This is a genomic window from Streptococcus sp. 20925_1_24 (assembly GCF_041432335.1).
Classification (GTDB): domain Bacteria; phylum Bacillota; class Bacilli; order Lactobacillales; family Streptococcaceae; genus Streptococcus; species Streptococcus mitis_BM.
Genome location: NZ_JAPVZM010000010.1, coordinates 22,460 through 35,676 on the forward strand (window position 1 = coordinate 22,460; position 13,217 = coordinate 35,676).

The 13,217-nt window shown below is 41.8% G+C and carries 15 protein-coding genes; 12 read left to right on the forward strand and 3 right to left on the reverse strand.

Annotated elements, in window-relative coordinates:
• The first annotated feature begins 63 nt into the window (after positions 1–63).
• From glnR to dnaJ, 9 genes are all read left to right on the forward strand, one after another.
• Positions 64–420: a transcriptional repressor GlnR gene (gene glnR, locus O3650_RS06210; RefSeq protein ID WP_000659548.1), complete on the forward strand. Its 357-nt coding sequence runs from the start codon at positions 64–66 to the stop codon at positions 418–420.
• 36 nt (positions 421–456) lie between these two features.
• Entirely contained in the window at positions 457–1,803 is a 1,347-nt protein-coding gene (gene glnA / locus O3650_RS06215) for a type I glutamate--ammonia ligase (protein ID WP_049515973.1), read from the forward strand.
• A gap of 113 nt (positions 1,804–1,916) precedes the next feature.
• Positions 1,917–2,237, forward strand: coding sequence for a PadR family transcriptional regulator (locus O3650_RS06220; protein ID WP_203175810.1), 321 nt, complete (start codon positions 1,917–1,919; stop codon positions 2,235–2,237).
• Complete coding sequence (locus tag O3650_RS06225; RefSeq protein WP_203175818.1) at positions 2,237–2,812, forward strand: DUF2812 domain-containing protein; 576 nt, start codon at positions 2,237–2,239, stop codon at positions 2,810–2,812. Before O3650_RS06220 ends, O3650_RS06225 begins: the two co-directional genes overlap by 1 nt.
• Positions 2,813–2,846: 34 nt before the next feature.
• Complete coding sequence (locus O3650_RS06230; RefSeq protein WP_261048241.1) at positions 2,847–3,359, forward strand: DUF2812 domain-containing protein; 513 nt, start codon at positions 2,847–2,849, stop codon at positions 3,357–3,359.
• A gap of 160 nt (positions 3,360–3,519) precedes the next feature.
• Positions 3,520–4,554, forward strand: coding sequence for a heat-inducible transcriptional repressor HrcA (gene hrcA, locus O3650_RS06235; RefSeq protein WP_000255754.1), 1,035 nt, complete (start codon positions 3,520–3,522; stop codon positions 4,552–4,554).
• 26 nt (positions 4,555–4,580) lie between these two features.
• Entirely contained in the window at positions 4,581–5,105 is a 525-nt protein-coding gene (gene grpE / locus O3650_RS06240; protein ID WP_000046038.1) for a nucleotide exchange factor GrpE, read from the forward strand.
• A gap of 367 nt (positions 5,106–5,472) precedes the next feature.
• Positions 5,473–7,296 (forward strand): molecular chaperone DnaK, encoded by a 1,824-nt coding sequence (gene dnaK, locus O3650_RS06245; protein WP_000034661.1) that lies wholly within the window; start codon positions 5,473–5,475, stop codon positions 7,294–7,296.
• A 526-nt stretch (positions 7,297–7,822) separates the two neighbouring features.
• The gene (dnaJ, locus tag O3650_RS06250; protein ID WP_049493653.1) at positions 7,823–8,959 is read left to right on the forward strand and encodes a molecular chaperone DnaJ; all 1,137 of its coding nucleotides are present in this window, start codon (positions 7,823–7,825) and stop codon (positions 8,957–8,959) included.
• A gap of 280 nt (positions 8,960–9,239) precedes the next feature.
• Here dnaJ and O3650_RS06255 read toward each other — a convergent pair whose 3' ends face one another.
• Positions 9,240–9,527 carry a hypothetical protein gene (locus tag O3650_RS06255; protein ID WP_000777748.1) on the reverse strand — a complete coding sequence of 96 codons (288 nt, stop codon included), beginning with the start codon at positions 9,525–9,527 and terminating at the stop codon, positions 9,240–9,242.
• Between the two features lie 9 nt (positions 9,528–9,536).
• Positions 9,537–9,947 carry an HIT family protein gene (locus tag O3650_RS06260; protein WP_261048237.1) on the reverse strand — a complete coding sequence of 137 codons (411 nt, stop codon included), beginning with the start codon at positions 9,945–9,947 and terminating at the stop codon, positions 9,537–9,539.
• A gap of 67 nt (positions 9,948–10,014) precedes the next feature.
• On the opposite strand from O3650_RS06260, the gene O3650_RS06265 reads away from it, so the two are divergent.
• Positions 10,015–10,746, forward strand: coding sequence for an ABC transporter ATP-binding protein (locus O3650_RS06265; RefSeq protein WP_261070595.1), 732 nt, complete (start codon positions 10,015–10,017; stop codon positions 10,744–10,746).
• Positions 10,743–11,792, forward strand: a complete 1,050-nt coding sequence (locus O3650_RS06270; protein ID WP_261048233.1) for an ABC transporter permease — start codon at positions 10,743–10,745, stop codon at positions 11,790–11,792. Before O3650_RS06265 ends, O3650_RS06270 begins: the two co-directional genes overlap by 4 nt.
• Before the next feature lie 61 nt (positions 11,793–11,853).
• Here the strand turns inward: O3650_RS06270 and O3650_RS06275 are convergent, their stop codons facing one another.
• A complete protein-coding gene (locus O3650_RS06275) occupies positions 11,854–12,183 on the reverse strand; it encodes a helicase BlpT (protein WP_261048230.1) in 330 nt (109 codons plus the stop codon).
• Between the two features lie 295 nt (positions 12,184–12,478).
• On the opposite strand from O3650_RS06275, the gene O3650_RS06280 reads away from it, so the two are divergent.
• On the forward strand, positions 12,479–13,216 hold the full coding sequence (locus tag O3650_RS06280; RefSeq protein ID WP_261084392.1) for a response regulator transcription factor: 738 nt from the start codon (positions 12,479–12,481) through the stop codon (positions 13,214–13,216).
• Position 13,217 lies beyond the last annotated feature (1 nt).

A 13,217-nucleotide genomic window follows, 5' to 3' on the forward strand; every position in this document is an offset into this window, starting at 1 on the left:
AACATTATCAATTGACGTTTGTCTTTTTTTAGACTATAATAGACAGAAAGAAGGAAATTGTAAATGAAGGAAAAAGAATTTCGCCGAAATATGGCTGTTTTTCCTATCGGCAGTGTTATGAAGTTGACCGATCTATCGGCGCGTCAGATTCGTTATTATGAAGATCAAGAGTTGATTAAGCCTGATCGAAACGAAGGGAACCGTCGCATGTATTCCTTGAATGACATGGATCGTCTGCTTGAAATCAAAGATTATATCTCTGAAGGTTATAATATCGCTGCCATTAAGAAAAAATATGCTGAACGTGAAGCGAAATCCAAGAAAGCGGTTAGTCAGACTGAAGTACGTCGTGCACTTCACAATGAACTCCTCCAACAGGGTCGCTTTGCTTCAGTACGGTCACCTTTTGGTCGCGGTTAGGCAACCGCAAGTAGTCATACATTAAGGAGAAAACTCATGCCAATCACAGCTGCAGATATTCGTCGTGAAGTCAAGGAAAAAAATGTTACCTTTATTCGTCTCATGTTCTCAGATATTTTGGGAACCATGAAAAACGTCGAAATTCCTGCTACAGATGAACAGTTAGATAAAGTCTTGTCAAACAAGGCTATGTTTGATGGATCTTCTATCGAAGGTTTTGTACGTATCAATGAATCAGATATGTACTTGTACCCAGACTTGGATACATGGACAGTCTTCCCTTGGGGAGATGAAAATGGAAGTGTTGCAGGTTTGATCTGTGATGTCTATACAACAGAAGGTGAACCATTTGCAGGTGACCCTCGTGGCAATTTGAAACGTGCTCTTCGTCACATGGAAGAAGTGGGATTCAAATCTTTCAACCTTGGGCCAGAGCCAGAATTCTTCCTATTTAAATTGGATGAAAATGGGGACCCAACACTTGAAGTAAATGACAAGGGTGGCTACTTTGATTTGGCACCTACGGACCTTGCGGACAACACACGTCGTGAGATTGTGAATGTCTTGACCAAAATGGGATTTGAAGTAGAAGCAAGTCACCATGAGGTTGCGGTTGGACAGCATGAAATTGACTTCAAGTACGATGAAGTTCTCCGTGCTTGTGATAAGATTCAAATCTTTAAACTTGTTGTTAAAACCATTGCTCGCAAACACGGACTTTACGCAACCTTTATGGCGAAACCAAAATTTGGTATTGCTGGATCAGGTATGCACTGTAATATGTCCTTGTTTGATGCAGAAGGAAACAATGCCTTCTTTGATCCAAATGATCCAAAAGGAATGCAGTTGTCAGAAACTGCCTACTATTTCCTTGGCGGTTTGATTAAGCATGCCTACAACTATACTGCTATTATGAACCCAACAGTTAACTCATACAAACGTTTGGTTCCAGGTTATGAAGCGCCTGTTTACATTGCTTGGGCTGGTCGTAACCGTTCGCCACTTGTACGCGTGCCTGCTTCACGTGGTATGGGAACTCGTCTTGAGTTACGTTCAGTGGATCCGATGGCAAACCCATACATCGCTATGGCGGTTCTGTTGGAAGTTGGTTTGCATGGTATTGAAAACAAAATCGAAGCACCAGCTCCTATCGAAGAAAATATCTACATCATGACAGCGGAAGAGCGTAAGGAAGCTGGCATTACAGACCTTCCATCAACTCTTCACAACGCTTTGAAAGCTCTGACAGAAGATGAGGTTGTCAGAGCAGCTCTGGGAGAACATATCTATACTAGTTTTCTTGAAGCTAAACGTATCGAGTGGGCTAGCTATGCAACTTTCGTTTCACAATGGGAAATTGATAACTATTTAGATCTTTACTAATATAGAAGAAAGATTGCCTGAGGGTGGTCTTTTTTCTTGCGTTTTATATCGAGGTGTGATATATTTTATATAACGAAGTGCGATATATCGAATCGAATAGGAGGTGAATGCAAATGAAATTAACGGATAAGATTCGTCGAGTTTATCTTCCGATGACGGAAACGGGTTTTTATATCTTGTTCTGTCTGCAAAAGGAAGGTCATGGGTACAGTATTACGCAAAAGGTCAAGGGGATGACAGATTCGCAAGTCTTGATTAGTCCAGGAACTATGTATGGGACCTTGTCAAAAATGGAAAAGGATGGTTTGATTTCCTTTGTCCGCGAAGAGGAAAAACGGAAAATCTATCAGATAACAGACTTGGGACGAAAAGTCTTAGATATTGAATTGAAGCGTATTGAACGGCTCTACAGAAATAGTCGGGAGGAAGGATGATGGAAAAGAAAATTGTTTATCGAATTTTTACAATTGCGGATTATGAGAGGGAGGCTTTGTACTTTAGAGAAATGCATGCTAAGGGCTGGAAACTTAGAAAAGTAAGCTACTCTATCTTATTGTTTGCAGTTAAGTATACCTTTGAAAAGTGTCAGCCTGAGCAAGTGTCTTATCAGTTGGATTTTTACCCAATGGAAAAATCAGAGAGAACCTCCTATTTACAGCTGTTTAAAGACTGTGGTTGGGAGCATATTACAGACTTTAATAGTTTTTCCTATTTTAGAAAAGCGCATTCTGAAATTGAATCGGATGCAGAATTTGAAATCTATAATGACGCTGCTGGGAAGTTAGCTATGGTTAATCGCATTTTAAGACTGCGACTAGTACCTGTTTTACTTTTGCTAGCCATACATATACCATTCTTACTTAAATTGCTCAATAGAAGTAATGCGTATGGTCTATGGAGTTTTCTTGCGGTCGGGCTAGATGTTTTCTTGTCTTTAATCCTTTTGTTAATAGTTGCCTATATTAGCTGGAAGTTATGGCATAAAAAGAAGGAATTATCAGATTTATGATAGGATAGGTATGCTCAAAATTGGAGGGGAAGTCATGATAAATAAAAAGCAATTTCGGATTTTCACTATTCTTGATTTGGACAAGGAAGAAGAGTATTTGCATGAGATGCACTTAAAAGGTTGGAGGTATAGAACGAGTCGTTTTGGTTTTTTCTATTTTGATCAATGTCAACCAGATGATGTCATCTACCGTATCTATGATTCTAGATTTCTTAAAAAGTATAAGCATGAACTGCAAGATTTTAGAAATAGAGGTTGGGAATTGATAGAAAGAGGTTTTTGTTCAGTTCTTCGTAAACCAGCTTCTGATATGCTTCCAGAGGATCAAGTCTATATGAGTAATAATCTTAGGTGGGAAGTTATGCGGTTTAGACTTCGTTCCTGTACAGCTACTTTCTCGGGTGGTCTTGTTGTTTGTATGAGTTTATTTAAAGAAGAGCTTTCTATATCTTTCTTTATTATTTTTCTTTTATATGCTTTAATGATTTCTTATCTAATCCATGGTTTTTTCAGACTTAAAAGGAAATACCGAGTAGATGAACAGTGAGTTTCTAGGTCTTCAGACTGATTTTTAGCACTCTTGGTAAAAGAGTGCTAATTTTTTGAGTTTTTGTCTTGACATTCTCTTTTAAGGGTGTATAATAGAATCATAAGTTAGCACTTGAACGTGTCGAGTGCTAATCGGTCAGACAGAGAGGAGTGATGAGATGGTTACAGAGCGTCAGCAGGATATTTTAAATCTGATTATTGACATCTTTACCAAAACGCACGAACCTGTCGGATCCAAAGCCTTGCAAGAGTCTATTAACTCTAGCAGTGCAACCATTCGTAATGACATGGCGGCTCTAGAAAAGCAAGGTTTGCTTGAGAAGGCTCATACTTCAAGTGGTCGGATGCCAAGTGTTGCTGGCTTTCAGTACTATGTAAAACACTCACTGGATTTTGACCGACTGGCTGAAAATGAGGTTTATGAGATTGTCAAAGCCTTTGATCAGGAGTTCTTCAAACTGGAGGATATTCTGCAAGAGGCTGCTAATCTACTGACAGACCTGAGCGGCTGTACGGTAGTAGCACTGGATGTTGAGCCGAGTAGGCAACGGTTGACAGCCTTTGATATCGTTGTTTTGGGGCAACATACAGCCTTGGCAGTATTTACCTTAGACGAGTCTCGAACGGTTACCAGTCAGTTTCTGATTCCAAGAAACTTCTTGCAGGAAGATTTGCTGAAACTGAAGGCAATCATTCAGGAACGTTTCCTAGGTCACACTGTTCTAGATATCCACTACAAGATTCGGACGGAGATTCCGCAGATTATCCAGCGTTATTTCACAACGACGGATAATGTTATCGATCTCTTTGAACACATCTTTAAGGAAATGTTCAACGAAAATATCGTGGTGGCAGGCAAGGTCAATCTCTTGAATTTTGCCAATCTAGCAGCTTATCAGTTCTTTGACCAACCGCAAAAGGTGGCCTTGGAGATTCGTGAAGGGCTGCATGAAGATCAGATGCAAAATGTCCGTGTTGCGGACAGCCAAGAATCCTGTCTAGCAGACCTAGCGGTGATTAGTAGCAAGTTCCTCATTCCTTATCGGGGAGTTGGAATTCTAGCAATTATCGGTCCGGTCAATCTGGATTACCAACAGCTAATCAACCAAGTCAATGTGGTCAACCGTGTTTTGACCATGAAGTTGACAGATTTTTACCGCTACCTCAGCAGTAATCATTACGAAGTACATTAAGATTGAAATCATTAAAGGAGGCGAAGATGGCCCAAGATATAAAAAATGAAGAAGTAGAAGAAGTTCAAGAAGAGGAAGTTGTGGAAACGGTAGAAGAAACGACTCCTGAGAAGTCTGAGTTGGACTTGGCAAATGAACGTGCAGATGAATTTGAAAACAAATACCTTCGCGCTCATGCAGAAATGCAAAATATCCAACGCCGTGCCAATGAAGAGCGTCAAAACTTGCAACGTTATCGTAGCCAGGATTTGGCAAAAGCAATTCTCCCTTCTTTGGACAACCTTGAGCGTGCACTCGCAGTTGAAGGTTTGACAGATGATGTGAAGAAGGGCTTGGAAATGGTGCAAGAAAGCTTGATTCATGCTTTGAAAGAAGAAGGAATCGAAGAAATCGCAGCTGACGGTGAATTTGACCATAACTATCATATGGCTATCCAAACTCTCCCAGCAGACGATGAACACCCAGCAGATACCATCGCCCAAGTCTTCCAAAAAGGCTACAAACTCCATGACCGCATCCTACGCCCAGCAATGGTAGTTGTCTACAACTAGGCGATTCTGACGGTTGCTGAAGCAACTCGTCAGAAAACGGCAATCGCTATGGCGTTTGCCTAGCCTCCTTACTAACTCGTCGTCGAAATAAAATCGATTTCGACTTCTCGTGTCGCAATTTACATAATAGAAAACTTGTCCGAAACGACACTAAACTATGAAGAAAGATAAGAGGCAAGCCGGAGGCTTGCAAGGAAGATATTTCCCGCCGTGGTGAAAGTTTCAGTAGCTTTTGCTACTGAAACAGGGGATTTTTGAGACAATAGGCTCAAAAATAAGTGATGAAATCCCGGAGGGAGTTGCTCACGTCCCCACCACTTAAGGGAAATATCAAAAATAGAAAATTAACTAACAAGGAGAAAAACACATGTCTAAAATTATCGGTATTGACTTAGGTACAACAAACTCAGCAGTAGCAGTTCTTGAAGGAACTGAAAGCAAAATCATCGCAAATCCAGAAGGAAACCGTACAACTCCATCTGTAGTATCATTCAAAAACGGCGAAATCATCGTTGGTGATGCTGCAAAACGTCAAGCAGTCACAAACCCAGATACAGTTATCTCTATCAAATCTAAGATGGGAACTTCTGAAAAAGTTTCTGCAAACGGAAAAGAATACACTCCACAAGAAATCTCAGCTATGATTCTTCAATACTTGAAAGGTTATGCTGAAGACTACCTTGGTGAAAAAGTAACGAAAGCAGTTATCACAGTTCCAGCTTACTTCAACGATGCTCAACGTCAAGCAACAAAAGATGCTGGTAAAATCGCTGGTCTTGAAGTAGAACGTATCGTCAACGAACCAACTGCAGCCGCTCTTGCTTATGGTTTGGACAAGACTGACAAAGAAGAAAAAATCTTGGTATTTGACCTTGGTGGTGGTACATTTGACGTCTCTATCCTTGAATTGGGTGACGGTGTCTTCGACGTATTGTCAACTGCAGGGGACAACAAACTTGGTGGTGACGACTTTGACCAAAAAATCATCGACCACTTGGTAGCAGAATTCAAAAAAGAAAACGGTATTGACTTGTCTACTGACAAGATGGCAATGCAACGTTTGAAAGATGCAGCTGAAAAAGCGAAGAAAGACCTTTCTGGTGTAACTTCAACTCAAATCAGCTTGCCATTTATCACTGCTGGTGAGGCTGGACCTCTTCACTTGGAAATGACTTTGACTCGTGCGAAATTTGATGATTTGACTCGTGACCTTGTAGAACGTACAAAAGTTCCAGTTCGTCAAGCCCTTTCAGATGCAGGTTTGAGCTTGTCAGAAATCGACGAAGTTATCCTTGTTGGTGGTTCAACTCGTATCCCTGCCGTTGTAGAAGCTGTTAAGGCTGAAACTGGTAAAGAACCAAACAAATCAGTAAACCCTGACGAAGTAGTTGCTATGGGTGCTGCTATCCAAGGTGGTGTGATCACTGGTGATGTCAAAGACGTTGTCCTTCTTGATGTAACACCATTGTCACTTGGTATCGAAACAATGGGTGGTGTCTTCACAAAACTCATCGACCGTAACACAACAATTCCAACATCTAAATCACAAGTCTTCTCAACTGCGGCAGACAACCAACCAGCTGTTGATATCCACGTTCTTCAAGGTGAACGCCCAATGGCAGCAGATAACAAGACTCTTGGACGCTTCCAATTGACAGACATCCCAGCTGCACCTCGTGGAATTCCTCAAATCGAAGTTACATTTGATATCGACAAGAACGGTATTGTGTCTGTTAAGGCTAAAGATCTTGGAACTCAAAAAGAACAAACAATTGTGATCCAATCTAACTCAGGTTTGACTGATGAAGAAATTGACCGCATGATGAAAGATGCAGAAGCAAACGCTGAAGCAGATAAAAAACGTAAAGAAGAAGTAGACCTTCGTAACGAAGTAGACCAAGCAATCTTTGCGACTGAAAAGACTATCAAGGAAACTGAAGGCAAAGGATTCGACGCAGAACGTGACGCTGCCCAAGCTGCCCTTGATGACCTTAAGAAAGCTCAAGAAGACAACAACTTGGACGACATGAAAGCAAAACTTGAAGCATTGAACGAAAAAGCTCAAGGACTTGCTGTTAAACTCTACGAACAAGCCGCAGCAGCGCAACAAGCTCAAGCAGGAGCAGAAGGCGCACAAGCAACAGGAAACGCAGGTGATGACGTCGTAGACGGAGAGTTTACGGAAAAATAAGATGCAAAGCCCGTTAAAACCTCACAGTGAAAATAGGAAATCTGATGCAGAAACTTTAGTTTCTAGGAAGATTTGCACCTAAAGGTAGCCACATCTGTAATTCGCTAAAGCGAAAACAGTTACGTCTCTTTTTCACCAAGAGGTTAGGGAGTGCTCGATTTAGCATTACTAGTTTGATTTTTAAAACTCGAACGTCGTAATGATAAGAAGAAATCCAGAGGTTGCAACCCAGCCTCTGTTTTTCGATAAAAAGAGTCTAAACCTGATTTATTTGGGGTTTGTCTCATCAATATGAAATACAGGAATTGAACCCGACCTAAATGGTGGTTTCGTTCCGCAACAATAACAGAAAGGAACAAAGGTGTTCAGGGAATTGAACACGGGTTCCCAAATTTCTTACTCAATATAAAAGAAAGGAATTGAACCCGACCTAAATTCTCGGAAAAAAGATAAATCTGCCTAGGAGCATCGCTTCAGCGTCAGATTTCCTATTTTTCAGTCGAATTTTACGGTCTTGGTATCTTGTATGAACAATACTGAATTTTATGATCGTCTGGGGGTGTCAAAAAACGCTTCGGCAGACGAAATCAAAAAGGCTTATCGTAAACTTTCCAAAAAATATCACCCAGATATCAACAAGGAGCCTGGTGCTGAGGAAAAGTACAAGGAAGTTCAGGAAGCCTATGAGACTTTGAGTGACGACCAAAAACGTGCTGCCTATGACCAATACGGTGCTGCTGGAGCCAACGGTGGTTTTGGTGGAGCTGGTGGTTTCGGCGGTTTCGATGGGGCAGGAGGCTTCGGTGGTTTTGAGGATATTTTCTCAAGTTTCTTCGGCGGAGGCGGTGCTTCGCGCAATCCAAATGCTCCTCGTCAGGGGGATGACCTCCAATACCGTGTGAATTTGACCTTTGAAGAAGCTATTTTTGGAGCTGAAAAAGAGGTTAAGTACAATCGTGAAGCAAGCTGTCGTACATGTAATGGCTCAGGTGCTAAGCCAGGAACAAGTCCAGTCACTTGTGGACGCTGTCATGGCGCTGGTGTCATTAACGTTGATACACAAACTCCGCTTGGTATGATGCGTCGCCAAGTAACCTGTGATGTCTGTCACGGTCGTGGAAAAGAAATCAAGGATCCATGTACCACTTGTCACGGAACAGGTCATGAAAAACAAGCTCATAGTGTACATGTAAAAATCCCTGCTGGTGTGGAAACAGGTCAACAAATTCGCCTAGCTGGTCAAGGTGAAGCTGGATTTAACGGTGGACCTTACGGTGACTTGTATGTAGTGGTTTCTGTGGAAGCCAGCGACAAGTTTGAACGTGAAGGAACGACTATCTTCTACAATCTCAACCTCAACTTTGTCCAAGCAGCTCTTGGTGACACAGTAGATATTCCAACTGTTCACGGTGATGTTGAATTGGTTATTCCAGAGGGTACTCAGACTGGTAAGAAATTCCGTCTACGTGGAAAAGGAGCTCCGAGCCTTCGTGGCGGTGCAGTTGGTGACCAATACGTTACTGTCAATGTCGTAACACCGACAGGCTTGAATGACCGCCAAAAAGCAGCGCTTAAAGAATTCGCAGCTGCTGGTGATTTAAAAGTCAATCCAAAGAAAAAAGGTTTCTTTGACCATATTAAAGATGCCTTTGATGGAGAATAAAGTAAAAAGAGCCGTCGGGCTCTTTTTGCTTTATAGATTTTTTAAGACTTTCCTTAAGTAATGACGGACGGTAGCGACCTTCTTCGAAGTTCCATACCTAAACTTTGAACTTAGGTCTCAAAGTTTCCGGAAACCTGAAACCAAACTGTTTCAGGTGTTTTCATTACGGCGGAAAGACTTCGATTTAGTTGTGAAATGGTGAATGAGTTGCCTAAATTATGGTGTATAGTTGATGGGATATAACTTGTTTACATTTTAAAAAAGAGCCGAGTAGCTCTTTTTACTTATCTTCGATTTCCTGTGTTTCTTTAATCACAGCTAGTCTAGTCTGGATATCTTTTTCCAAGACCTTAAACTTGTAAGTCAGGTCTTCTTGGTATTCCTTGATGAGTTCTTTTTGCTGGTCGATGATTTGCAGGCTGTTTTGGATAATATCCACATCGTCTTTGATAGCTTGAACGCGGTCAGTGGTATTCAAGACTTCATCTGTGATGGTTTGGCGATTTTTTGTGATTAGATAACTTCCAGCTGCAGCTCCTGCAAATAGCAGTAGATTGGATAATTTCATGGCAACTCCTTATGCGTTTTTGATGGTTTCAGCGATTTGAGCAAGTTTGTCAAAGTCTGGTTCGTGGGCGATAAAATCAATCTTGAGGTCATCGTCCGCACTGTAGCGAGGCACAAGGTGAACGTGGGTATGAAAGACTGTTTGACCAGCGACTTCTTCACAGTTGGCAATGATATTCATGCCAGCAGCCTTAGTGGCTTTCATGACTTTTTGAGCCACTTTTGGCACTTGGGCAAAGAGTTGGCTGGCGCTAGTAGCGTCCATTTCTAAAAGATTGCGATAGTGTTCTTTTGGCACGACTAAGGTGTGACCTGGTGTCACTTGAGAGATATCAAGAAAGGCAAGAACCTGCTCATCTTCATATACTTTTGAAGCAGGAATTTCCCCTGCGATGATTTTACAAAAAATGCAATCTGACATAAAATCTACCTCTACTGTATTGAATTTTGATATAATATAGCTACATTATACCAGATTTGGAGAAAATATGTTAGAAATTAAAAATCTGACAGGTGGTTATGTTCATGTCCCTGTCTTGAAAGATGTGTCCTTTACCGTTGAAAGTGGGCAGTTGGTCGGTTTGATTGGTCTCAATGGTGCTGGGAAATCAACGACGATCAATGAGATTATCGGTCTGTTGACACCTTATAGCGGTTCCATCAATATCAATGGCCTGACTCTGCAAGAAGATGCGACTAGCTATCGCAAGCAGATTGGTTACATTCCTGAGACGCCTAGCCTGTATGAAGAATTGACCCTCAGAGAGCATATCGAAACGGTTGCTATGGCTTATGCTATTGAGCAAAAGGTGGCTTTTGAGCGAGTAGAACCTTTGTTAAAAATGTTCCGTCTGGATCAGAAATTGGACTGGTTCCCTGTTCATTTTTCAAAAGGGATGAAGCAGAAGGTCATGATTATCTGTGCTTTTGTGGTGGATCCGAGTCTTTTCATCGTGGATGAGCCTTTCCTTGGTCTTGATCCACTGGCTATTGCAGACTTGATTCAGCTTTTGGAAGTGGAAAAGCAAAAGGGCAAGTCCATTCTTATGAGTACCCACGTGCTGGATTCGGCGGAGAAGATGTGTGATGCTTTTGTCATTCTCCACAAGGGAGAGGTGCGTGCCAAGGGAAATCTCTTGCAACTGCGCGAAGCCTTTGATATGCCTGAGGCTAGTTTGAATGATATTTACTTGGCTCTGACCAAAGAGGAGGAGCTATGAAAGACTTGTTTTTAAAGAGAAAGCAGGCTTTTCGTAAGGAGTGTCTTGGTTATCTGCGCTATGTGCTCAATGACCACTTTGTCTTGTTCCTGCTTGTCCTGCTGGGCTTTCTAGCCTACCAGTACAGTCAACTCTTGCAAGATTTTCCTGAAAATCATTGGCCTATCCTTTTGTTTGTGGGCATTACGTCTGTTTTACTTTTACTTTGGGGAGGAATTGCCACCTATATGGAGGCTCCAGACAAGCTCTTTCTCTTGGTTGGAGAAGAAGAAATCAAGCTCCATCTCAAGCGTCAAACTGCTATTTCCCTAGGCTTTTGGCTCTTTGTTCAGACCCTTTTCTTGCTTTTATTTGCGCCTTTATTTTTAGCCATGGGTTATGCCTTACCACTTTTTTTGATCTATGTGCTTTTATTGGGGGTAGGAAAATATATCCTCTTTCGTCAAAAGGCCAGCAAATTTTTCACTGAAACTGGGCTGGACTGGGACTATGTCATTTCCCAAGAAAGTAAGCGCAAGCAAGTCTTGCTTCGTTTCTTCGCCCTCTTTACGCAGGTCAAGGGAATTTCAAACAGTGTCAAGCGTCGGGCCTATCTGGACTTTATCCTAAAGGCTGTTCAGAAGGTGCCTGGAAAGATTTGGCAAAATCTCTATCTGCGTTCTTATCTGCGAAATGGAGACCTCTTTGCCCTCAGTCTTCGACTTCTCTTGCTTTCCATATTGGCGCAGGTCTTTATCGAGCAAGCTTGGATTGCGACAGCAGTGGTGGTTCTCTTTAACTACCTCTTGCTCTTCCAGTTGCTTGCCCTCTATCACGCCTTTGACTACCAGTATTTGACCCAACTCTTTCCACTGGACAAGGGGCAAAAGGAAAAAGGTTTGCAGGCTGTAGTCCGAGGATTGACCAGTTTTGTTTTAGTAGTGGAATTAATCGTCGGTCTTGTGACCTTCCAAGAAAAACTTGCTCTTCTAGCCTTGCTGGGTGCAGGTTTGGTTTTACTAGTCTTATATTTGCCTTATCAGGTAAAACGTCAGATGCAGGACTAACATTGCTTATATGATATTAAAAAAGAAGTTGAGTTCAGTTTGTCTCAGCTTCTTTTATTTTTTACAAGAGAATGGTTGGGCCGTAGAGACTTAACTTGGTCTTGACTTGGTCAAAGTGAAAACGGTCATAGGCCCGCCAAGCGGTGCGAGTAGGAGCGTCTGGATTGAGAGCGCTGAGTCCCATGAGAAGACTGCAAGTCTGGTAAAATTTTTCCAGTTCAATCAAGAATCGATTATCCACTGTCTCAGCTTTAGAGAGAAAGCGGAGGATATTGTCCAGTTGCTCCTGAAATCGGACGTCGTCAGCGGTTGCCTGTTTGCATGCTTGGTAGGCTTTGTTCAAGTCAGTAATCAAAGTCTGAGCTGTTTTGATAGGGTCTGTATCTGTCATGAGAATGCCTCCTTTAATCTGGGTGCCAGTCTTGTTTCTAGCAACTGTGTTTTGATACTGTCAGTCTATCACTTTTATCTCCTTTTTCACCATCAAATCTTTAATTGCCCTTGAAATTTCCTGAATGGTACTGTTAAGATTTTATGATAAAATAGTGGTAAGATTATCATGCTTATTTGAGGAACAAGATACCCTTCAGGAGCGTTAAAGGCCTGTTTAAGATTTGGTGGGCTTGTATCATAGTATTTTTGCTATTCTCTTTTTAGGAAGAAATCGAAACAAGGAGAGTAAAAAGATGAGAATATTTGTTTTAGAAGATGATTTTTCCCAACAGACTAGGATTGAAACGACGATTGAGAAACTCTTGAAAGAACATCATATCACTCCCAGTTCTTTTGAGGTCTTTGGTAAGCCAGACCAGCTGCTGGCAGAGGTGCATGAGAAGGGGGTGCATCAGCTATTCTTTTTGGATATTGAGATTCGAAATGAGGAGATGAGGGGTCTGGAAGTGGCTAGAAAGATTCGGGATCGAGACCCCTATGCTCTCATCGTCTTTGTGACGACTCACTCGGAGTTTATGCCCTTGTCCTTTCGCTACCAAGTGTCAGCTTTGGACTACATTGATAAGGCCTTGTCGGCAGAGGAGTTTGAATCTCGGATCGAGACAGCCCTCCTCTATGCCAATAGTCAAGATAGTAAGAGTCTGGCGGAAGATTGCTTTTACTTTAAATCAAAATTTGCCCAATTCCAGTATCCTTTTAAAGAGGTCTACTATCTCGAAACATCGCCCAGAGCCCATCGTGTTATTCTCTATACTAAGACGGACAGGCTGGAATTTACAGCGAGTTTAGAGGAGGTTTTCAAGCAGGAACCTCGTCTCTTGCAGTGCCACCGCTCTTTTCTCATCAATCCTGCCAATGTGGTTCGTTTGGATAAGAAAGAAAAACTTCTTTACCTTCCCAATGGTGGAAGCTGTATGATAGCGCGTTATAAGGTCAGGGAAGTGTCTGAAGCTATCAATAACTTACACTAAG

Excerpts from the sequence above, each read along its gene's own strand:
- glnR (WP_000659548.1), top strand. The coding sequence starts at position 64 with ATGAAGGAAAAAGAATTTCGCCGAAATATGGCTGTTTTTCCTATCGGC.
- glnA (WP_049515973.1), top strand. The coding sequence starts at position 457 with ATGCCAATCACAGCTGCAGATATTCGTCGTGAAGTCAAGGAAAAAAAT.
- O3650_RS06220 (WP_203175810.1), top strand. The coding sequence starts at position 1,917 with ATGAAATTAACGGATAAGATTCGTCGAGTTTATCTTCCGATGACGGAA.
- O3650_RS06225 (WP_203175818.1), top strand. The coding sequence starts at position 2,237 with ATGGAAAAGAAAATTGTTTATCGAATTTTTACAATTGCGGATTATGAG.
- O3650_RS06230 (WP_261048241.1), top strand. The coding sequence starts at position 2,847 with ATGATAAATAAAAAGCAATTTCGGATTTTCACTATTCTTGATTTGGAC.
- hrcA (WP_000255754.1), top strand. The coding sequence starts at position 3,520 with ATGGTTACAGAGCGTCAGCAGGATATTTTAAATCTGATTATTGACATC.
- grpE (WP_000046038.1), top strand. The coding sequence starts at position 4,581 with ATGGCCCAAGATATAAAAAATGAAGAAGTAGAAGAAGTTCAAGAAGAG.
- dnaK (WP_000034661.1), top strand. The coding sequence starts at position 5,473 with ATGTCTAAAATTATCGGTATTGACTTAGGTACAACAAACTCAGCAGTA.
- dnaJ (WP_049493653.1), top strand. The coding sequence starts at position 7,823 with ATGAACAATACTGAATTTTATGATCGTCTGGGGGTGTCAAAAAACGCT.
- O3650_RS06255 (WP_000777748.1), bottom strand. The coding sequence starts at position 9,527 with ATGAAATTATCCAATCTACTGCTATTTGCAGGAGCTGCAGCTGGAAGT.
- O3650_RS06260 (WP_261048237.1), bottom strand. The coding sequence starts at position 9,947 with ATGTCAGATTGCATTTTTTGTAAAATCATCGCAGGGGAAATTCCTGCT.
- O3650_RS06265 (WP_261070595.1), top strand. The coding sequence starts at position 10,015 with ATGTTAGAAATTAAAAATCTGACAGGTGGTTATGTTCATGTCCCTGTC.
- O3650_RS06270 (WP_261048233.1), top strand. The coding sequence starts at position 10,743 with ATGAAAGACTTGTTTTTAAAGAGAAAGCAGGCTTTTCGTAAGGAGTGT.
- O3650_RS06275 (WP_261048230.1), bottom strand. The coding sequence starts at position 12,183 with ATGACAGATACAGACCCTATCAAAACAGCTCAGACTTTGATTACTGAC.
- O3650_RS06280 (WP_261084392.1), top strand. The coding sequence starts at position 12,479 with ATGAGAATATTTGTTTTAGAAGATGATTTTTCCCAACAGACTAGGATT.